Raw genomic sequence first — 21393 nt, forward strand, 5'->3', positions numbered from 1 at the left:
AAGCTTCAGGGTGAAATTAGTCGGTGCTTTCCACATCATCCGTTTCAATTACCGGATCATCAAGCGCGGCATGTACGCCCCAATAATAAAATAGGAGAGAGAGAACGCCCGCCACGAGGGTGTCCCAAGGGGCATGGGCTTCCGGCGTAGGACATGGCGAGCAGAAATAAATAGTAGATAATGAGCCACCATCCGGATTTTAGGTGGAGCTTAACTATTTCTTTCGTATGCGATGGTTCACGATAGGCAAAAACGAAATATAGAATAAGAGACAGGATGATGATCGGTATGATGAACGAAACGACCTTCCATTTGCTCCAATAGATGACGAGTGTCGCACCGACAAAAGCGAGCGGTGTGACGATTTTGGCCGCACGGAGCAGGAATGGGCGTTCCAGCTTTGGTACTTTATGGCGAAGGGACATTAAAGAGACCGGCCCGACGATGAAGGTTAGCGTTTTAACGAGCTGCTGGCGTCCACTAAATCTGCCCATGCCTGGAATCGGTATGGCAGCATCCAAATGATGGCCAGGACAAGAGTGAGCCAAAGGGCAGTTCTGCCGCCATTAAAGGCACCTCCTTATTCGTTCACTTTGTGTACAAGTATAGTAAAATTTCCCTGAAATTCTCCCGTATCACCGCGGCAAAAATAAAAACCAGTTCTTTCAGGTTTTGACCTGAGAAACTGGCTTCTTTTCTACCTTTTTATCATATTGAAATGCGCGTTCAGCTGCCCCCTGATCATCGTATCCCGCAACTGCTCTTTTCTTGTTCGTTCCTCTGCTTTTTTCAGCTCCTTCCTGATCTCATGCGTCTGAACCCCGTCTTCTCTCTTGTCTGCTATGCTCATCAGCATCTCCACATCTGAAAAGGAGTACTTGCGTGTGCCTTTTTCTGTCCGGGCAGGAAAGATTAAATTCCGCTCCTCATAATACCGGATCTGCCTGACCGATAACCCCGTTAATTCTTTAACCGTGCCGATGGAAATCACTTTTTTCTCTTTATATGATGAACTCTCATTAGACACCCACATCACTCCTTTGTCAGTGGTGGCACGAAGTTCTTTCCATTACTATAATGTTTTCTTACGCTAAAGAAAAGGAGTATGTTAGATTTTCTCACATGAGTTTTTGCCATCTGAAAAAAGTGCGTAAGGTAATCTTACAGGTTAGGGGATTTTCCTGTTTTCCTTTTTTATAATAGCCTTAACCGTTCCGGGTAACTGAGGAGGGATCGCGGTGAAGACATTGCTTTGGCAGTTTGGGATCATCCTTATGGCCTTAGGAGCCGGTAACGCAGCGTCGGCGTTCTTTCATCTGCCGCTGCCGGGAAGTATCATCGGGATGTTTTTGCTGTTAGCTGGCCTTCTGACAGGGATTGTCAAACTGGAATGGGTGGAAGGTGCCGCGAACTATCATCTCCGGCACATGACGCTCTTGTTTATCCCGCCGGTTGTTGGCCTCTTTTTGAACTGGGGAACCGTTCATGTCCAGATATGGAAGGTCCTGATCGTGCTTTCATTGAGCAGTTTATGTATTTTGCTTGGCACAGGATTTTCTGTTGAATATTACGAAAAACGAAAGAGGAGGAGAGATTCATGAGCATGATGTTAGGGAACGCCATGATGAGTATTGTAACGACCGGCCTTGCGTATGCTTTTGGCCTGAAAGTCTACCGCAGAAGCAATCACAATGTCTGGCTCAATCCGTTATATACGGTCACGCTGCTTCTGTTTCTCCTGCTGCCTTTTCTTCATATGGATGTAAAAACATATGAACAAGGAAGCAGCATCTTTTCCATTCTTCTTCAAACAGGCATAGTCTCGCTTGCTATTCCTGTTTATAAACAATATCCGCTCATTAAAAAAAATATAAAGAAGATTACGGTGGGGATTGTCAGCGGGGGAATAGCTGGAGTAGCTTCTGCTGGCGCATTCGCTGTTCTGCTCGGCTTTAAAGGGAACGTGGTCGCTTCCATGCTTCCAAAAGCAGCCACGCTGCCGGTAGCGCTGTCTGTCTCAGATACATTGGGAGGAACGTCTTCTTTGACGATTTTATTTGTGCTGGTTTCTGCATTATTCTCCCTCATCGTCGGTCCCCGGGTGCTTGACCGATGCAACATTAAAAGTAAAACAGCCCGCGGACTCGCGATGGGGATTTCCGCACAGGCGCTCGGAGCGAACCGGTCGTTTCAGTGGGGAGAAGAAGAAGGTGCCATGGGAAGCGTCGGCATGACGACAACTGCCATTCTGGTTTCGGTTTTCATTCCAGCGGGCATGATAATAACGGCGTATTTATAAAAGGAGGGGATCATTCAGCATGGAACAGAAAAAACAGACCCTGATCACAAAGCTGATCGATGCAGGCTACTATAAATCAGAGAACGGCCACCTGCACGAACTGAGCATAGAAGAGCTCTTAAAGGAATACCAGACAATCAAGCTGATCGATGGTGGTGCCAGGCACCGCCATTACACAAGTATGTAATCGCGCGATTTCCCTTCTACCCGTCTAAAGGGACCCCTCGATTCGGCACTTTTTGCTCAAAAGCAGGTGAAACACAAGCTCATCTGATCATGGAAGCCTCCATCCAGGGGGTTAATGACTCATACTTGGTGATTTTAATCATCGGCATCCTTTTTTTCCTTCTCGCCTTCTTTATTAAACGCGTGGATCAAGCTCCCGAAATAAAGTCATCAAACATTCACCTGGACAAAGCAGTCATCGTAAAAGCTTGATTCAATACGTGGCTTTGTTTAAGAATATCTATCTAATGAAAACCGCATGGATTTGGGCGGTTTTCCTTTTGGGTCTGTAACTTTTTCCACTTTGGTTCGTATATGTGGTATGGTTTGTTTAGATGAACTTACAGATTCTTACTTCTTGCCGCATAGATTATTGGAGGAATGATGAATGGCTGAAAGAGCTGAGAAGAAGAACCAGTCTAAGTTCTGGACGGTTCTTGCCGCAATCGGTGTGTTTTTGCTTGGAAAATTAAAATGGGTTTTTGGATTATTAAAACTGGGAAAATTTGCGACGCTTATCTCCATGTTCGTGTCCCTCGGTGCGTATGCCGTTTTTTATGGATGGAAATTTGCTGTAGCTCTCGTGTACCTGCTATTTGTTCATGAGATGGGCCACCTGGTGGCGATGAAACGAAAGGGTATACCGACATCTCCAGCCATCTTTATCCCGTTCATGGGTGCGGTTGTTGGGATGAAGGGAATGCCGAAGAACGCGAAGGATGAGGCATTTGTGGCCTATGCTGGTCCGCTGTTCGGCTTGCTGTCGTTTTTGCCGGCCGTTTATTTGTATGAGACTCAAGGGTCTCCGTTCTGGGGGCTGGTCGTCTTTCTTGGCGCCATGCTGAACTTGTTTAATCTGTTTCCGGTATCTCCGCTGGACGGCGGCCGGATTGTTGGAGTCCTCTCTACAAAATTATGGCTGATCGGGCTCATTTTTATGATCCCGTATATGTTTATTTCACCCGATCCGATCATCTTTTTAATCTTCTTGTTCGGAATCGCTACTTGGTGGAAACGGGTACGTGAGGATTATGTTCTTCAGGAGAGCAGCCAGGCACTGGAAATCTACCGTAAAGAGGAAGAAAAGGTCCATTCCCTTGTGAAGGAAATGGACGAATACAGGGAGCTCCCTAACTTTCCGTATATCGTCGACACATTTATCGATGAGGGAAGGGTGAAGCAGGAGCGGTTGATGCGCCAGGTTCCTGCCGGATGGAATATTCCTTTCTTCCATGATAAGAAACGGCTGAAAAAAGCCGCCTTGCTGACAGAGCTGGAACTCCTCGCAAAGCGGGAGAAATGGTTCCTCTTTATTTATAAAGAGGAAGTGATGAAAGAACGGGAGAAAGCCCGGCTCCTCGCTGAAAGAGCCATTGATCCCGAAGAAGATGATCATTGGGAAGAACCGGAGGCCGGCAGTCCTGAACGGGTCGTTGAAGCATACCTATCTGCTGTAAGAGAGGAAGCGGATAAACAGCAGGAAGAAGTCGGCCGACGTAAAAACTATTACGTCGCGAACATGAAAACGAAAATTACAGTGCTGATCCTGTATCTTGCACTTGCTGGTGTATTGTCCTACTTTGCCGTATACGGTCATACCATCATGGAAGTCCACCGCGAGCTGTTGACGAGATAGGCCTTTTTTAGGTGCCAGGCACCGCCATTACACACTTGTGTAAACGCGGTGCCTGGCACCCTTTTTATTTAATAAATTCTCTGAATTTTCATATAAACTTTACCTCTAGCAGCCGATAAAAAGGAAAACAAAACTATCTGCAGCTTTAGGGGGATCAGAGGATGTTTAAAAAATTACAGTCTAAACTAATGGTATCCATCGGTATATTAGTAGCATTATCGCTAATCACCGTTTCTTTGTTTACCTACCGGCAAACGAGCGGGGAAATGCAATCCAGTATTGAACAACAGGCAACGAGGGTTACCGGTCATTTAAAGAAAACAACTGAAATGTATCTGACACTATATGGGGATACCATTGAACGCTACAGCCGTGACAGCAGGGTAATCAGTTATCTTCAAACCTTGGAAAAAGATGAAAAGAAAGGCCTGGGTCAAAAGTGGCCATTGGTAGACGAGGATTATCAAGCTTTTCTTCAATTGAATAAAAACGCAGCCGTTTTATATGTCGGGGCTGCAACAAAGCAATTTAAAACGACGCCTAAAATTGATCTGCCGCCTGGATTTGATCCAACATCGCGGCCATGGTATCAGAAGGCTGTGAAACAGCCGGATCAAATTTTATGGACGGCCCCCTATATTGACGCAAGCTCAGGAGAATATGTAGTGACAGTTGCCAAAAGCATTGTTGAGCCTGGAAGCAGCAGGGTCCTGGGAGTAGTTGGGCTTGATTTAAGCTTGGCTGGTTTATCCAAGATGATCAATAAAACCAATGTCGGGTATAAAGGGTATCCCATACTTTTGGATGGGAAAGGTATTGCTTTAGTTCATCCGGCACAGCAAAAGAAAAACCTTTCTAAAACAAGTTATGTAAAGAAGGTTTTGGAAAGCCATGACGGATTGGTTCATTACTCAGGCAAAAGCAGCAAGTATAACCTGCTTTATCAGACGATCGATAAAAACCATTGGAAAATAGGAGTCGTATACGACCAAAAGGTATTAATGGCCGATGCTGCTAAGCAAGGGAAAATCATGCTGTTGATTACGGTGCTATCCGTTATTGCTTCGTTGATTGTTACGTATTTTCTTTCGCGCAGCATCGCTAGACCGATAATTGAAATGCGAAATAAAATGGAACTGGTTGCTGAAGGGAACCTGACGATAAAATTGCAGGAAAAAGGAAGAGATGAGATTGCTCAATTAACCGTTCATTTCAACAAAATGGTGGATGATATAAGAAGATTGATCAGTTCAGTGGAAACTTCCATTTTCCAAGTGACCGATTCAGGGTCAAATCTAACCGCTGTCGCTGAAGAGACGATAGCTACTAGTGATGAAGTGGCTACTGCCGTGACAGAAATTGCTGCAGGGGCAACGAAGCAGGCCGAGGATGCAGAAGAAACCAATAACAGGACACTTGAACTGTCAAACCATATACAAGAGCTTCATAGCCAGACAGACAAGATGCTGGGCTTATCCGATCAGGCTTTTGAAGCGAATCAGACAGGAATAGCCAAGATCACCCTGCTGGATGAAAAATCGAAAGAGACGGGCAGCGTGCTAGAAACCATAGGCATCGTTATCGGTGGGCTTTCGGAAAAAGTACAGGAAATCGAAGAAGTGGTCCAAACGATCAAGGACATATCCAATCAAACGAATCTGCTCGCCCTCAACGCCAGCATAGAAGCTGCGAGAGCTGGCGAAAGCGGCAAAGGGTTTGCCGTTGTAGCAAATGAAGTAAGAAAACTTGCTGAGCAATCCAAACACGCAACGGAACGTATCCGACGAACGATTGAAGGGATTGAGACTGAGACAGAACGTGCAGTAAAAGAGATGGAGAACACAAGAAATATCTCTGTTGAGCAAAAAGAGAGTGTGAAGAACACCATTCAGGCTTTTCGCCTTATTTCAAGTACGGTCCTGCAAATTGTTGAATCCATTTCCGGCGTTAAAAAAGAGGTTGAATTTGTTCGATCCTTTAAGGAAGAAGTTGTAGCATCCATTCAAAATATCGCAGCGGTAGCGGAACAATCTGCAGCCGCCTCACAACAAGTCAGCGCCTCAACGGATGAGCAATTACGCGCTCTTGACAGTGTGGCTCAATCAGCAAATGAACTGAACGCGGCGAGCAGCCATTTACAGGATCAGATCAAACACTTTAGCCTCGCACCGTAAATCATCGGATATTAAAATGACTTTTCAATACGAAGCACAGCCTTTACACCGTGTAAAGGCTGTGCTTCATTTTCATTTCCTAATCCCATATACAATCAGCCCAAGACCAGCCAGCACCCATAACAGCTTTCCAGTACTGATCTTGGCGGTAATGCCGACAAGACCCAAGGACATGGTAGAGAAAAAAATGATCGGACCGATAATGGACAAGGTGGAATTGATCAGCAGTGCTTTTTCAACCGAATTAAAGCGAAGCATTAAAAATGCAGCAGATACCTCACACAGGCCGGACACCATTCGAATCAGAGCCATTCCAAGAACAACCTTCTCAAACACCTGAAACATCTATTCAACCCCCATGCGGGTGCCAGGCACCTAGATTTCACACATATGTAAAAGCGGTGCCTGGCACCGCCTGCTCCATACAATATATGTTGTCCACCCCAAAGTAGAAGTGAATAATAATTGATTGGTGCTCTTGTCCGGATCAGGTGTACCATTACAAAATGGCACGTATTTATTTAGTATTTTACAAGAATTTTTGCTGAAAAAGATTATTCGACAAAACTTCTCAATATTCGCTAAATGAAGAGTTTGACAACAAATTTTTAAATGTGTAATACTATGATTGTATAGGGCTCCTATACAGATCGTCATGATGAAGGGATAGTGAAAGTGCATGCAAGGTAAAGTAAAATGGTTTAATGCAGAAAAAGGGTTTGGTTTTATCGAAAGAGAAGACGGAGATGATGTTTTCGTACACTTCTCAGCTATCAACTCTGAAGGTTACAAATCTCTTGATGAAGGCCAAGAAGTTGAGTTTGAAATCGTTGATGGAGCTCGCGGTCCTCAGGCAGCTAACGTAACTAAACTATAATTTAAACTAGCCGATACATCGGATAATAACCCGGCATTCTTAGAATGCCGGGTTATTTATGTTTTTATTGTGTAATGGGTGCTAGGCACCGTCATTACACAAGTGTGTAAAAGCGGTGCCAGGCACCATTTGTCGATTATGTAAATGTTTTGTCAAGATATTTTAAAGTTTACAGAGGAATTGATAAAGGGTATATCGAAATATATATACATCACGGAAGGAGGAGTTAAGATATGCAATTTAACATTCGTGGAGAAAACATTGAGGTGACTCCGGCTTTAAGGGAGTATGTAGAAAAGAAAGTTGCTAAACTTCAACGCTATTTTAACGAAACTCCGAACACTGACGCGCATGTCAACCTGAAGGTCTACAACAATGACCAATCTGTTGAGGTGACCATCCCTATGACAGGGTTGCTGCTCCGTGCTGAGGAAAGCCATACGGATATGTATGCTGCAATTGACCTCGTAATTGAAAAATTAGAGCGTCAGATTCGTAAACATAAAACGAAGGTGAACCGCCGTTCCAAACAAAACGGAGGCATTCATGAAATGATTGCCAACAGTGCAGACGCAACAACAACATTAGTCGTGGATGACGAGGAAGATGACGAGTTTGAAATCGTCCGTGAAAAAAGATTTGATTTAAAACCGATGGATACTGAAGAAGCTATCCTGCAAATGGATCTGCTAGGCCATAATTTTTTCGTTTATAATCATGCGGAAACCGGTACAACAAATGTGGTGTATAAACGCAGAGATGGAAAATATGGATTGATCAGCCCGGAATAATCAACTAAAACAAAACAGCCGGCCAAGGGACGCATCAATTGTCTTTTGCGCCGGTTTTTTAATGCCATCTTTTCATCTCCATTCAAAAAAGGACTTTGGCTGCTCAGCAAGAAATGAGTATAGAAAGATAAAAATGGGGGATCTGCATGCTTACAGAAAAACAGCTGTCACAAATAAAAAAACTTCAGCGGCAATGCGAATCATTCGAAAACCTGCGATTGAAACTGAACTGGGACATGCTTGAACAGCGGACGGATGAAAGAAAGGAGGACTTTTTTCATTATGAGGCAGGTGAATTAGCTGCATTTATCGGCCTATACGGTTTCGGAAACAAAGTGGAAATGTGCGGCATGGTCTCTCCAGCACATAGGCGGAAAGGGATTTTCACCTCCTTATTTAAGGAAGCGGCGGAGGCTGCCAAATTCCAGCGATACGAACAGATCCTGCTGAATGTTCCCTCCACTTCACATACTGCAAAGGGATATTTAAAAAAGGTTCCTTGCCGTTTTGCCTTTTCAGAGCATCAGATGAGATGGCAGGAAGGGCCGACTCAGCTGGAAGAGGGGGTCACGTTAAGGCAATCTCGTCCCGAGGACTTTGCGTTTGAGGTTCAGATCGATGTGGATTGCTTTGGATTCCATCCCGATAAGGCCCATGAGTATAACCAAAGCATAAAGAACGACGATAGGCAGCAATTCTACATTATTGAGAACAATGGAAAAGCGGCAGGAAAAGTCCGGGTGGCTGCCGATTCAGGGGTGGCCTGGATCTATGGCTTTGCAGTTGCTCCATCCGAACAGGGGAAAGGGATCGGCCGTAAGATGCTGAAAACCATTATCGCCGATCAGCACCAGCAAGGGAACTCGGTTTTCCTGGAAGTGGAAGCGAAAAATAACCATGCCCTGAAGCTTTATGAAGCATGCGGCTTTAAAGTGTACTACACACAGGATTATTACCGTTTGTCCAATGGATGAATCGGGTGAACACTCATTGTGTTTTTCTGCAATAATGCCTATAATTTCACATGATCATGAAAAAGGGGATATTAACTATGAAGAGTATTTTAAAGACCTATCGTTTTCCGCTCATTCTTCTGCTGGCAATCGTAATCGGAAGCATCATCGGTTTTACGCAAGGTAAGGATGCAGCTGTATTAAAACCGTTTGGTGATATATTTTTGAATGCGATGTTTATGATCGTCGTACCGCTCGTTTTCTTTTCCATCTCATCCGCGATCGCTTCCATGGGCGGGGTCAAGCGTATAGGGAAAGTCATGGGCTCCATGATGGTTGTTTTCCTTTTTACAGGAGTCATTGCTTCCGTCGTCGCAATGGCTGGAGTTAAAATTTATTCTCCGTCAAAAGGAGTTAACATCGAGCTTGTAAAGCCTGAGGAGGCGGCAGAGAAAGTTTCACTCGGTGACCAGATCGTCCAAACACTGACCGTATCTGATTTCTCCGAATTGTTTTCACGCTCGAACATGCTCGCTCTAATTTTATTTTCTGTATTGATGGGTGTGGCTGTTTCAATGATCGGTGAAAAAGGGAAACCATTCGCTAACTTCCTTAAATCAGGAAGCGAAGTGATGCTGAAGATGGTCAGCATTGTGATGTATTATGCACCGATCGGTTTGGGGGCGTATTTTGCAGCATTGATCGGGGAGTTTGGACCAACACTTCTAGGATCTTATCTGCGCGCCGTTCTGTATTATTATCCTCTTGCTATTATCTATTTCTTTGGATTTTTCTCGCTATATGCTTATATGGCCAGTGGTAAAGCGGGTGTCCGCCACTTCTGGAAGAACATGCTTTCTCCATCATTGACGGCTCTTGCCACTTGCAGTTCAGCTGCTTCCATTCCTGTTAACCTTGAAGCCTCTAAGAAAATGGGTGTGCCGAATGATATTAGCGAAACGGCTGTTCCTCTTGGTGCAACCCTTCATAAAGATGGGTCTGTCATGGGCGGTGTGCTGAAGATCACCTTCCTGTTTGGGATCTTTGGACATGATTTCTCCGGCATCGGCACCTATGTCCTCGTTCTCGTTGTTTCGCTGCTTGTAGGTATGGTCATGGGGGCAATTCCGCAAGGCGGGATGATCGGTGAAATGCTGATTCTTTCACTCTTTGGATTCCCGGTTGAAGCCTTGCCGATTGCTGCCGCGATCAGCACGATCATTGATCCGCCGGCAACCCTGCTGAATGCGACGGGTGATAACGTGGCAAGTATGATGACAGCACGCCTCGTTGAAGGCAAGAATAGAATGAAAGAAACCGTCATGAGACTTGGCGAACAAAAAGGGGCATAAAAGTTCAGGGGGCACAGCCATTTAGGCTGTGCTTTTTTGGACCGTTTAAAAGGGCTTTAGGGAGTGCATCCTTAAGGATGAGGGACTTAGACTCTGCCGATTCAGCCAATCGGCATACAGTTTTTGCAATAAAACTTCGAAGAGGTGTAGAGTTTAACGGATTTAGGCTTTATAAAGCTTTTTGTAAATTCTTTTACAATTTCACCATTCATTCCATTTTTCTTTATACTTAGAATCAGAAGTTTGTGAAAGGACGTACGAAAAATCCAATTGACAGCTGAAGAGGCTTCAGCTTTCTTGTCGTGAAATTCACAAACTGATAGAATAAGTAATAGCACTTATTTCCTGAACAGAGGAGCGTTAGCAGATGATAGGATTGCTTAAAAAAATTTTTCCAAGTACGAACGATCGAAATTTAAATAGATACCAGAAGATCGCCGATCAGGTAGATGGACTGGGGGAAGCGCTTAAAGGTCTTTCCGATGATGACCTTCGTCAAAAAACGGAGGAATTCAGAGCGCGCCTCTCCAAAGGGGAATCACTGGATGCCCTTCTTCCTGAGGCGTTTGCGGTTGTTAGAGAAGCGGCAGACCGTGTACTCGGATTGCGTCCGTATCCTGTTCAAATCATGGGGGCAACGGCGCTCCATGAGGGCAATATCGCAGAAATGAAAACCGGTGAAGGTAAAACGCTGGTAGCGACGATGCCAGTTTATTTGAATGCTCTTGAAGGAAAAGGCGTTCACGTGGTCACTGTCAATGAATACCTTGCGCGCCGTGACTCCGAATTGATGAGTCCTCTGTATAACTTTCTTGGCCTTACAGTTGGCTTGAACATCTCCAACCTTTCACGAGAGGAAAAACAGGAAGCGTATGCTGCGGACATTACGTACGGTACGAACAACGAGTATGGCTTCGACTATCTCCGTGACAACATGGTTGTTTATAAAGAACAAATGGTTCAGCGTCCGTTGAACTATGCGATCGTCGATGAAGTTGACTCCATTCTTATTGACGAAGCCCGTACACCGCTGATCATTTCAGGTTCAGCACAAAAGTCTACGGAAATGTACATGATGGCGAATATGTTTGTCCGCACGCTGAAAAAAGAAGAAGACTACACGGTCGATGTGAAGACGAAGAATGTTCAGCTTACGGAAGAGGGAATTACGAAGGCTGAAAAATATTTTAACATCGATAACTTATATGATTATTCTCATGTTACGTTAAACCACCATATCAACCAGGCGCTAAAAGCCAACATTATCATGATCCTTGATGTAGATTATGTGGTTCAGGAGGGCGAGGTCGTTATCGTTGACCCGTTCACCGGACGTTTGATGGCGGGACGCCGATACAGCGAAGGCCTTCACCAGGCGATTGAAGCGAAGGAAGGACTGGAGATTCAGCGCGAGAGCATGACACTCGCTACGATTACCTTCCAGAACTACTTCCGTATGTACAACAAGCTTTCCGGAATGACCGGTACTGCGAAGACGGAAGAAGAGGAGTTCCGCAACATCTACAACATGGAGGTAGTCGCGATACCGACGAACCGCCCGATCGCACGTCAAGATAATTCTGATTACGTGTATAAATCCATGGCCGGAAAATTCCGTGCCATCGTGAAAGAGATTCAGGATCGCCATGCGACTGGCCAGCCGATTCTTGTGGGTACGGTAGCCGTTGAAACCTCTGAATTGCTTTCACAAATGCTCCGCAAAAAAGGAATTCCGCATAACGTTTTGAATGCCAAAAACCATGAGCGTGAAGCGGAAATCATTGAAAATGCCGGCCAGATCGGCATGGTTACCATCGCCACCAACATGGCGGGCCGTGGTACGGATATCAAGCTCGGAGAAGGTGTGCGTGAGCTTGGCGGCCTTCATATCCTAGGTACGGAACGCCACGAATCACGCCGTATCGATAACCAGCTCCGTGGACGTTCAGGACGTCAGGGAGATCCCGGTTCTTCTCAGTTCTACATTTCCATGGAAGATGAACTGATGCGGCGATTCGGTTCAGATAACATGCTGAATATGATGGAACGCCTTGGAATGGATGAAGATACGCCGATCGAAAGCAAGCTCGTGACCAAAGCGGTTGAATCTGCGCAAAAACGGGTGGAAGGTTCCAACTTCGATGCTCGTAAGCAGCTTCTTCAATACGACGATGTCATGCGCCAGCAGCGTGAGATCATCTACAAACAGCGCCAGGAAGTGCTTGATGCGGAAAATCTCGGTGATATCGTTCTTCGAATGGTTGACTCTTGTATCGAACGTATCGTTAAAGCTCATACGGCTGACGAAACGGTTCAAGAAGAATGGGATCTTACTGAGATTGTGAATTATGCTGTGGCTACTTTCTTGAATGAAGATGACCTGACAGTTAAAGAGATTGAAGGACTCGATCAGGAAGAAATTATCGAGGTGCTAAAAGAAAAAGCGCACCGCGCGTTTGCTGAGAAGGAATCGATGATCGAGCCTGAACATATGCGTGAATTTGAAAAAGCGGTCATTCTCCGTTCGGTTGACTCCAAATGGATGGATCACATCGACCAGATGGAACAGCTTCGCCAAGGAATCCACCTTCGTGCATACGGCCAAAACGATCCTCTTCGCGAGTATCAGTTCGAAGGCTTTGAAATGTTTGAAGCGATGATTGCTGCCATCGAAGAAGAAGTAGCGATGTACATCATGAAAGCTCAAGTAGAGCAGAACATGCAGCGTGAACAAGTCGCTGAAGGTAAAGCGGTTGTTCCGAGCGATAAGCAGGAAACAAAGCGCCAGCCTGTGAAGAAAAAGCAGGACATCGGCCGAAATGCTCTTTGCCCATGCGGAAGCGGCAAAAAATATAAACAATGTCATGGCGCAGTGGAGAATTAATCCCGCCGGGTGATATAATAAATGGAAGAAGCAGGAGAGTCGGGGTTTAAGACTCTCTTTGCTGTGTTTTTCACAGCAAAACAGCAGATACTCACGATTGGGTTACAACCAAAAACACGAGGTGGCAGAAATGGAATTAGTAGAGATTAAGCAAGAACTGAACATTATGGCTAAGCGATTAGCGGACTTCAGGGGGTCTCTTTGACCTCGATAACAAAAAAGCAAAGATAGCAGAGCTCGATGAAAAAATGAGTGCACCGGAATTCTGGGATGACCAAAACGCGGCTCAGACCGTGATCAGCGAAGCGAACGGGCTGAAAGATCAAGTGAACCAGTTTGAGGATTTAAACGGCCGTTATGAGGACCTTGAAGTGGCACATGAAATGCTGAAGGAAGAACCCGACGCTGACATGCAGAAAGAACTGGAGCGCGATTTAAAAGAACTTTCCAACGGGTTAAATACGTTTGAGCTTTCTCTTCTTTTAAATCAGCCTTACGACAGCAGCAATGCCATACTTGAACTTCACCCTGGAGCTGGCGGAACCGAGTCACAGGACTGGGCCTCCATGCTTCTCCGCATGTACACCCGCTACGCGGAGCGAAAAGGTTACAAGGTTGAGACGCTGGATTACCTGCCAGGAGATGAAGCAGGCGTGAAAAGCGTGACGCTTAGCATCAAGGGCCACAACGCATACGGCTATTTAAAAGCAGAAAAGGGAGTTCACCGTTTGGTCCGGATCTCTCCGTTTGATTCATCCGGACGCCGTCATACATCATTCGTTTCATGTGACGTTGTTCCCGAAATCAATGATGATTCTGAAATCGAAGTGCGAACCGAGGATTTAAAAGTGGATACGTACCGTGCGAGCGGTGCAGGCGGACAGCACGTTAATACGACGGACTCTGCCGTACGGATTACGCATATTCCTACAAACACGGTTGTTTCATGCCAAACTGAGCGTTCACAGATCAAAAACCGTGACCGTGCGATGAAAATGCTAAAAGCGAAGCTTCTTCAGCGAAAGATTGAAGAACAACAGGCGGAATTGGCGGAAATTCGTGGAGAACAAAAGGAAATCGGATGGGGAAGCCAGATTCGTTCCTACGTCTTCCACCCGTACAGCCTTGTAAAAGACCACCGTACGAACACCGAGATGGGAAACGTTCAAGCAGTTATGGACGGCGATATCGAAAGCTTTATCGATGCGTACCTGCGTTCTAAAATCTAATATGAAGAGAAGATGAAGTCTGGTCCTGTTAAAGGGCCAGACTTTTGTATTTCTTGTTTTTGAAAATGACTCGTTTTGCAAGTAAACCTTGTCGAATCGCAAGTAAATCATGTCGAACTGCAAGTAATGGCAGCATACGAGGCCCCTGCAGTCCAAGATCTCTATCTTTTCTATCTAAATCACACAAAAAAACGATCCAACCGGGGCGGTTGGATCGTTTTTATGTCTTGCGTTCATTTCCTCGTTTAAACTTACCTGTTTCTTTTGCCAGGATAAGCTGCATCTCCTTTTCGCCTGATGCGTTATGGAGCATTGAGAGGCCATTGTCCATCGTTTACTATGTATACCTTCACTATTGTAGGGGTAAAATCTCCTCGTGTGCCGGAACATGCCGCTGCAGCACCTGGATCTCATGCTCCAAGTAGGAGATATAATGTTCCATCTGTTCAAAACGTTCGAGTATGGCGGAATGATAGTTGTCCATCCCTCGTTCCAGCTTATTGAAATTGGCTTCAATGATATCAAGCTTGGCCTGATAACGATCCAGTCTTCCGAGTGCTTCCTCCATACGCTGTAAAAGGAGCAGATACAGCTTTTTTTCGTCGATTTCCATCGGTTCATCTCCTTCAAGTCCTCGTTATATTGTTACTAGTTTAACTGAAACTTGTCTGAATTTGTAAAGAATATTTCGACAAATCCACTGTACGCCATGAAGCTAAAGACGCCATGCTGTGTGGTAGCGGGGAGCTGTCTGACCGCGGATGATTTATTTCAATTTTATTCCTTTACCGCGTCATTGGGATCGCATTCACAGGGCAGAATAGTAGTGATATAATGATGCGGGTTTTACCATTTTAAGAACTTGAGGGGTTTAGAAAGTAGGGTAATGTAGCAATGATGACAGCTTTGCGAAGACGTAATGGTGTTTTGCCGCCAAGGGCAGAACTTGCCTTGGAATATATATTTGTAGTGATTGGTTCGGCCTTTGTAGCACTCGCTTTTTCTGTTTTCTTGCTGCCGAACAAGATTGCTTCCGGCGGGGTGAGCGGAATCAGCACGATCCTTAAATGGGTGGCTGGCTGGGATCCCTCCATTGTCCAATGGGCCCTCAACATTCCTTTGTTTTTTGCGGGAATTATTTTTCTCGGAAAACAGTTTGGAGCCAAAACGCTGGTCGGAACAGTCGTTTTACCGTTGTTCGTTTTTATCTTCAGTGATTGGGGCCCGGCAACCAATGATCCGCTGCTTGGTGCGTTATTCGGAGGATTAGGTGTGGGAGCCGGACTTGGCATCGTATTCCGGGGAAAAGCTTCAACAGGCGGTGTTGACCTCCTGGCACAGATCGTCCACAAATATGCGGGCGTCTCTCTAGGAACATGCATCCTGTTTATCGATGGGACAATTGTTTGTACATCTGCCCTTGTTTTTGGTCTTGAGAAAGCTCTTTATGCCTTGATCGCCATGTTCTTGACGGCAAAAACGATCGATGTCGTGCAAATGGGGCTTGGAGTTTCGAAGGTGGCGCTGATCATCTCCGATCAGGAGGAAGATATGCGCCAGGGCATCCTTACCGAGATTTACAGAGGGGTGACCAAAATCGATGCGTTCGGCGGGTATACGCAGGATGAACGGCCGATGCTCATGTGCGTGGTCGCACAATATGAGGTGACCAAGCTGAAACAATTCGTTAAGAGCGTTGATCCATCAGCATTTATTATCCTGTTGAACGCCAATGAAGTCCTGGGCGAAGGATTCAAGCGTGCGTAATAAAAATAGTTGCCGGTGAGCTTTGTTGCTCGCCGGTTATTTGCCATTCACATACTGAGGCTTGAAAGAGATCCTCAAGTGTATTTTTCAAAGTAAGGAGGGATGGCAGGCAATGAAAGGAGCCTGCTATTTGTGTAGCAGAGAAATCTCCTTTACAATAGGCGGTTGAATCCTCCCACTCAAAAGGGTTAAAAAACTGAGAAATGATGGATTTTGCCTAAATCTGTGTGCTGTACCGACAGGATAAGTTAAGAACCTGCGAATGGGTATGTTTGTTGGCTAAGCAAAAAGAAGCAGTTTTTGCAGAAGTGAAGGTTTTAAAATACCAGGGGTTCCCCGCCACCTCGTTAAATATGCGAATAATGTCGTAATTTTTTCGTCGTATAACTGTAAAGATAGTGAAAAAGTCACTTGTTATTCGCAAACTGCGTCGAAACTTGAAATGAAACTGTAATAAAATTTACAGTTTCCGATGATATAATAGGAATTACGGGAAAAAACACCGATTTTGTATAAATGGGTTGAAATAGATTGTCGAATTTAACAGGCGGCTGGGGAAATACGGAGTTCTGAAATTAAGGAAGTGATGAATTTTGATAGAAATGAAAGACGTATGGAAAACATATCCCAATGGAGTTATGGCTTTAAACGGGATCGATATCTACATAGATAAAGGTGAATTTGTTTATGTAGTAGGGCCGAGTGGAGCCGGTAAATCTACGTTCATCAAGTGCATGTACAGAGAAGAGAAGCCGACAAAAGGTTCGATCCTCATACAGGGCACAGATCTAGCAAAATTAAGGGAACGCAATATTCCTAAGATGCGCAGAAAGATTGGAGTAGTCTTTCAGGACTTTAAACTGCTGCCGAAGCTGACAGTATACGAAAATGTTGCTTTTGCACTTGAAGTTATTGAGGAATCTCCAAAAGTGATCCGCCAGCGTGTCATGGAAGTTCTCGACCTGGTCCGATTGAAAAACAAAGCGCGTTCTTTTCCGGATGAGCTTTCAGGCGGAGAACAGCAGCGTGTATCGATCGCCCGATCCATTGTTAATCATCCTCCGGTAATCATTGCGGATGAGCCGACGGGAAACCTTGACCCTGAAACAGCATGGGAGATCATGGACATCTTTAAGGAAATTAACGAACGTGGCACGACAGTTGTCATGGCCACTCACAATAAAGACATTGTTAACAGTTTTCAAAAGCGCGTAATCGCCATCGAAGACGGGCGAATCGTGCGTGACGAGCAGAAGGGGGAATACGGTTATGAAGTCTAGAACCCTAAAGCGTCACTTTACAGAAGCATTTAAAAGTCTTGGGAGAAATGGCTGGATGTCATTTGCCTCCGTTAGTGCAGTAACGGTTACTTTATTGCTTGTCGGCGTTTTTCTAGTGGTCCTATTAAACTTAAATCATCTTGCAGGCCAGATTGAAGGCGATGTAGAGATTCGGGCGTATATTGACCGCACGACGAAACAAACGGAATATGCTGATCTTCAGCAAAAGATGGAACAGATTCCGAATGTGAATGAAGTGAAATTCCAATCCAAAGAAGATGGATTGAAAGAATTGATTAAGAGTCTTGGAGATGAAGGAAAAGCCTTCTCCTCTCTGAAAAAAGAAAATCCATTGCCGGACGCATACATCATTAAAACAAAGAAGCCTCAGGATACCGCATCTGTCGCTTCTGAAATAGAGAAATTTGACCACATCAAGAAGGTTGATTACGGCCAGGGAACGGTAGAACGGCTGTTTAAAGTAACAAGCGTGGCCAGAAATGTAGGGATTGTTTTAATCGTTGGATTAATCTTTACAGCAATGTTCCTCATTTCAAACACGATTAAACTTACCATTGTTTCCCGCCGTAAAGAAATTGAAATTATGAAACTTGTTGGTGCTACAAATGGCTTTATTCGCTGGCCTTTCTTCATTGAAGGGTTTGTGCTGGGAGTGCTGGGGGCAGTCATACCAATCCTCGTTGTAGTGTTTGGCTATGAATTCCTGCACGGCTCAGTCAATAATCAGCTTGATACCGTTTTTGTCAAACTGATGCCTGTCTATCCGATGGTACTTCAGCTTTCAGCATTGCTGGCTATTATCGGCGGATTGATTGGGGTATGGGGAAGCATGACTTCCGTACGCAAATTCTTAAGAGTATAAGTTTTAAAAAAACATGAAATCTGGGGTACAAAAGGGGAGGACTTGATTTGAACAGAAAGATCGCAGGATTAACACTTTCATTAAGCCTCGCTCTTAGCGGTATTACAGCATACCAATCATCCACGACAGCCAGCGCAGAAACGCTAAAGAGCATACAAGAGAAAAAAGAGGCGAACAAGAAAAAACAAGGCGCCGCTAACGCTAGACTAAAGCTCAACGAAAAGAACCAGGCAGCTACCAAGAAAGAAATTGAACGCATCGATAAATCAACGATGGCTACAGAAAGCCAGATCAAAAAGAAAGAAAGTGAGATTCAATCCACACAGGATCAGATCGATCAGCTGAAGAAAGAGATTGATCTTGTTCAAAAGCGGATCGATAAGCGGGACCAGCTGCTGAAGGAACGCGTCAGCTCCATGTATGAGAGCGGCGGAGCTGTCCAGTATCTTGAAGTGGTTCTCGGATCCAAAAACTTCGGTGATTTTCTTGACCGTGTGGTCGCGTTAAATCTCATTGCGGATCAGGACCGCCAGCTTTTGGAAGAGCAAAAGAAGGATAAGGACCTTTTAGAACAGAAGAAACAAAAGGTTGAAGATCAGCTTTCTACTCTTCAGGACAAAATGCAGGAGCTTCAGGATTTGAAAAAGCAGCTTGATGCGCAGATGGAAGAGAAAACCCGTTTGATGTCTTCATTAAAGAAAAAGCATTCTGAAATTGAGGACGAAGTGGAAAAGTATGAGCATTCAGCTGAGCTTCTAAGCAGCCAGGAGAAGGCCATTAAAGAAGAACAAGCTCGAGCCAAACAGGCTGAGGAGCAAAACAGCTCGAAGGGAAGCGCAGGCGGAAATGATGCGAATACCGGATCAGGAATGATCATGAAGCCGGCAGCGGGTATCTTTACTTCCGGGATCGGTTCTCGCTGGAACAAGTTCCACGCGGGTGTTGATATTGCCAAGCCAGGTACAGTTCCGATCTACGCAGCGGCAGATGGTACTGTCATCCGTTCAGATTACTCTTCATCCTATGGAAATGTAATCTTCATTACCCACTCGATCAATGGACAAACGTGGACCACGGTTTACGGGCACATGAGAGAGCGTGTCGTTCAGGGCGGTTCTGTAAAACGCGGACAGCTGATCGGATACATGGGGAACACCGGCCACTCAACAGGCCAGCACTTGCATTTTGAGCTTCACAAGGGGCCATGGAATGCATCCAAATCCAATGCCGTTGACCCTCGTCCGTATATGTAATAAGAGAAATATATGGACATAAAAATACAAGCTGTTCATAATATAGAGTAGGAGTTACGGGCGGACACATCAGGTCCATCTCTTACTTTGAAAATTGGCATCGCATCCGGAAGGTGTGGTGCCTTTTTCTGCCAAAAATGAGGTGAGCGAAATGAAAAGAAAAGTTGTTGCGCTTCTTATGGTTTTATCGCTTGTAATTGGAGCCGGCGGAATGTACGGCTATATGCATTGGTCCAATAAAGATCAATCATTGGGCAACGCTGGATCAGTCAGTGACATGAAAAGCACTAAAGCGCCGGTGAATCAGGAGCAGGAATTTGCGAAGCTTCAAAAAACGTTTGAGCTGATCTCCTCGAGGTATTACCAGAAAGTAGATTCAGAGAAACTGCTTGAAGGTGCGATCGACGGGATGGTGAAGACATTAAAGGATCCTTATTCCGTATATATGGATGAAGACACGGCCAGCCAGTTTACCCAGTCATTGGATTCCTCTTTTGAGGGAATCGGAACTGAAGTGAGCATGGTGGATGGAAAAGTTACCGTAATTGCGCCATTTAAAGATTCCCCTGCCGAACGTTCAGGTGTGAAGCCGAATGACCAGATCATATCGGTTGACGGCAAAAGCCTCGAAGGTCTTGATCTGTATGAGGCTGTTTTAAAAATCCGGGGCAAAAAAGGTTCTACCGTTACGCTCGGCATTAAGCGAAAAGGCGTCAATGATACGCTTAACATCGACGTGAAACGTGATACCATTCCGATTGAGACAGTGTATTCCAACGTTCAAAAAGTAAACGGCAAAAAAATCGGGGTTTTAAATATAACGTCTTTCTCTGAGAATACAGGAAACGATTTTAAAGAAAGACTCAGTCAACTCGAAAGCAAGGAGATCCAGGGCCTTGTCATTGATGTCCGCGGAAACCCGGGCGGTTACCTGAATGCGGTAGACAGCATGCTGAAGGAAATTATTCCGGCAGGCAAACCTTTTGTCCAGATTGAAAACCGACAAGGGGGCAAAGAGCGCTACGCTTCTCAATTAAAAGAGAAAAAGGATTATCCAATCGTCGGCCTTGTGGACGGGGGAAGTGCATCCGCTTCTGAAATCATGGCAGCGGCCTTAAAAGAAGCCGGAGGGTACCCGCTTGTTGGTGAAAAGACCTTCGGTAAAGGAACGGTGCAGCAGACCATCGATCTTGGAGACGGCAGCAACGTGAAGCTGACTCTTGCTAAATGGCTGACGCCTGACGGCAACTGGATCCACAAAAAAGGCATCAAACCCAATTATGCGGTGAAACAGCCGGCTTATTTCTACACAAGCCCGCTTACCATTGACAAACCGCTTGTTTATGACATGAACAGCGAGCAAGTAAAAAATGCACAGAAAATGCTACAGGGTCTAGGCTTTGATCCGGGACGCACCGACGGCTATTTTGACGAAAAAACACAAATGGCTGTTACCGCCTTCCAAAAAGCCAACAAGCTCAGCCCATCAGGCAAAGTTGATCAAAAAACAGCCGGCAAGCTGGAAAGCAAGATCATCACAGAAATCAGAAATAAGAAAAACGACGTCCAGCTCCAAACCGCTTTGGAGATGGCGGCAGAAAAGTAAAACTGAAATTGGGTTCCGCAGGTTCTTTCCTGCGGAATTTTTTTGTTTATCGGGAGATGCGGTGTTTGGCACGTAACTGGTGAAAAGTGGCACGTAATGCCCCTAAACTGGCATGTAAACGATGAAAACCCGAATGTAATCGACAAAAACTGGCACGTAAATCACCAAAACCCGCATGTAAACG

At 45.2% G+C, this 21393-nt stretch carries 20 protein-coding genes; 16 read left to right on the forward strand and 4 right to left on the reverse strand.

The annotated features are described in order from the left end of the window. Positions 1–59: 59 nt before the first annotated feature. Positions 60–548: a hypothetical protein gene (locus ABHN01_RS04635; protein WP_429874572.1), complete on the reverse strand. Its 489-nt coding sequence runs from the start codon at positions 546–548 to the stop codon at positions 60–62. A gap of 149 nt (positions 549–697) precedes the next feature. After that, the gene (locus ABHN01_RS04640) at positions 698–1027 is read right to left on the reverse strand and encodes a MerR family transcriptional regulator (protein ID WP_290398186.1); all 330 of its coding nucleotides are present in this window, start codon (positions 1025–1027) and stop codon (positions 698–700) included. 211 nt (positions 1028–1238) lie between these two features. Here ABHN01_RS04640 and ABHN01_RS04645 point away from each other — a divergent pair, with 211 nt between their 5' ends. The 5 genes from ABHN01_RS04645 to ABHN01_RS04665 all read left to right on the forward strand — a co-directional run bounded on the left by ABHN01_RS04645 (position 1239) and on the right by ABHN01_RS04665 (position 6334). Beyond that, positions 1239–1601 carry a CidA/LrgA family protein gene (locus ABHN01_RS04645; protein WP_429874573.1) on the forward strand — a complete coding sequence of 121 codons (363 nt, stop codon included), beginning with the start codon at positions 1239–1241 and terminating at the stop codon, positions 1599–1601. Next, complete coding sequence (locus tag ABHN01_RS04650) at positions 1598–2299, forward strand: LrgB family protein (RefSeq protein ID WP_290398188.1); 702 nt, start codon at positions 1598–1600, stop codon at positions 2297–2299. Before ABHN01_RS04645 ends, ABHN01_RS04650 begins: the two co-directional genes overlap by 4 nt. A gap of 19 nt (positions 2300–2318) precedes the next feature. Next, the gene (locus ABHN01_RS04655) at positions 2319–2486 is read left to right on the forward strand and encodes a Fur-regulated basic protein FbpA (protein ID WP_290398189.1); all 168 of its coding nucleotides are present in this window, start codon (positions 2319–2321) and stop codon (positions 2484–2486) included. A gap of 426 nt (positions 2487–2912) precedes the next feature. After that, complete coding sequence (locus ABHN01_RS04660; RefSeq protein WP_429874574.1) at positions 2913–4160, forward strand: site-2 protease family protein; 1248 nt, start codon at positions 2913–2915, stop codon at positions 4158–4160. A 161-nt stretch (positions 4161–4321) separates the two neighbouring features. After that, positions 4322–6334: a methyl-accepting chemotaxis protein gene (locus ABHN01_RS04665; RefSeq protein WP_429874575.1), complete on the forward strand. Its 2013-nt coding sequence runs from the start codon at positions 4322–4324 to the stop codon at positions 6332–6334. Positions 6335–6406: 72 nt separating this feature from the next. On the opposite strand, the gene ABHN01_RS04670 is transcribed toward ABHN01_RS04665, so the two are convergent. Next, complete coding sequence (locus ABHN01_RS04670; RefSeq protein WP_290398193.1) at positions 6407–6679, reverse strand: YqhV family protein; 273 nt, start codon at positions 6677–6679, stop codon at positions 6407–6409. Between the two features lie 334 nt (positions 6680–7013). Here ABHN01_RS04670 and ABHN01_RS04675 point away from each other — a divergent pair, with 334 nt between their 5' ends. From ABHN01_RS04675 to prfB, 6 genes are all read left to right on the forward strand, one after another. Next, a complete protein-coding gene (locus ABHN01_RS04675) occupies positions 7014–7211 on the forward strand; it encodes a cold shock domain-containing protein (protein WP_061971922.1) in 198 nt (65 codons plus the stop codon). A gap of 233 nt (positions 7212–7444) precedes the next feature. Continuing rightward, positions 7445–8002 carry a ribosome hibernation-promoting factor, HPF/YfiA family gene (gene hpf / locus ABHN01_RS04680; RefSeq protein WP_429874576.1) on the forward strand — a complete coding sequence of 186 codons (558 nt, stop codon included), beginning with the start codon at positions 7445–7447 and terminating at the stop codon, positions 8000–8002. 146 nt (positions 8003–8148) lie between these two features. Continuing rightward, positions 8149–8976, forward strand: coding sequence for a GNAT family N-acetyltransferase (locus ABHN01_RS04685; RefSeq protein ID WP_429874577.1), 828 nt, complete (start codon positions 8149–8151; stop codon positions 8974–8976). A gap of 77 nt (positions 8977–9053) precedes the next feature. Further along, positions 9054–10307 carry a dicarboxylate/amino acid:cation symporter gene (locus tag ABHN01_RS04690; RefSeq protein WP_429874578.1) on the forward strand — a complete coding sequence of 418 codons (1254 nt, stop codon included), beginning with the start codon at positions 9054–9056 and terminating at the stop codon, positions 10305–10307. Between the two features lie 367 nt (positions 10308–10674). Next, positions 10675–13191, forward strand: coding sequence for a preprotein translocase subunit SecA (gene secA, locus ABHN01_RS04695; protein WP_429874579.1), 2517 nt, complete (start codon positions 10675–10677; stop codon positions 13189–13191). Positions 13192–13321: 130 nt separating this feature from the next. Beyond that, positions 13322–14420 (forward strand): peptide chain release factor 2 gene (prfB, locus tag ABHN01_RS04700; protein WP_429874580.1). Its coding sequence is split into 2 segments (ribosomal slippage): positions 13322–13384 and positions 13386–14420, totalling 1098 coding nucleotides; the frame shifts between segments, so codons are not numbered across the junction. Between the two features lie 352 nt (positions 14421–14772). Here the strand turns inward: prfB and ABHN01_RS04705 are convergent. Continuing rightward, positions 14773–15033: a hypothetical protein gene (locus tag ABHN01_RS04705; RefSeq protein WP_429874581.1), complete on the reverse strand. Its 261-nt coding sequence runs from the start codon at positions 15031–15033 to the stop codon at positions 14773–14775. Positions 15034–15314: 281 nt separating this feature from the next. On the opposite strand from ABHN01_RS04705, the gene ABHN01_RS04710 reads away from it, so the two are divergent. The 5 genes from ABHN01_RS04710 to ABHN01_RS04730 all read left to right on the forward strand — a co-directional run bounded on the left by ABHN01_RS04710 (position 15315) and on the right by ABHN01_RS04730 (position 21209). Then, positions 15315–16187 carry a YitT family protein gene (locus ABHN01_RS04710; protein ID WP_429874582.1) on the forward strand — a complete coding sequence of 291 codons (873 nt, stop codon included), beginning with the start codon at positions 15315–15317 and terminating at the stop codon, positions 16185–16187. Positions 16188–16780: 593 nt separating this feature from the next. Next, positions 16781–17467, forward strand: a complete 687-nt coding sequence (ftsE, locus tag ABHN01_RS04715) for a cell division ATP-binding protein FtsE (RefSeq protein ID WP_290398203.1) — start codon at positions 16781–16783, stop codon at positions 17465–17467. Then, on the forward strand, positions 17457–18350 hold the full coding sequence (gene ftsX, locus ABHN01_RS04720; RefSeq protein ID WP_290398204.1) for a permease-like cell division protein FtsX: 894 nt from the start codon (positions 17457–17459) through the stop codon (positions 18348–18350). The genes ftsE and ftsX overlap by 11 nt, the downstream gene beginning before the upstream one ends. Positions 18351–18397: 47 nt before the next feature. Then, on the forward strand, positions 18398–19603 hold the full coding sequence (locus tag ABHN01_RS04725) for a murein hydrolase activator EnvC family protein (RefSeq protein ID WP_429874583.1): 1206 nt from the start codon (positions 18398–18400) through the stop codon (positions 19601–19603). Positions 19604–19754: 151 nt separating this feature from the next. Then, positions 19755–21209, forward strand: coding sequence for a S41 family peptidase (locus ABHN01_RS04730; RefSeq protein ID WP_429874584.1), 1455 nt, complete (start codon positions 19755–19757; stop codon positions 21207–21209). The last annotated feature ends 184 nt before the right edge of the window (positions 21210–21393 follow it).

The sequence above is a fragment of the Fictibacillus sp. NRS-1165 genome (assembly GCF_050468105.1).
GTDB classification, from domain to species: domain Bacteria; phylum Bacillota; class Bacilli; order Bacillales; family Fictibacillaceae; genus Fictibacillus_C; species Fictibacillus_C terrinigri.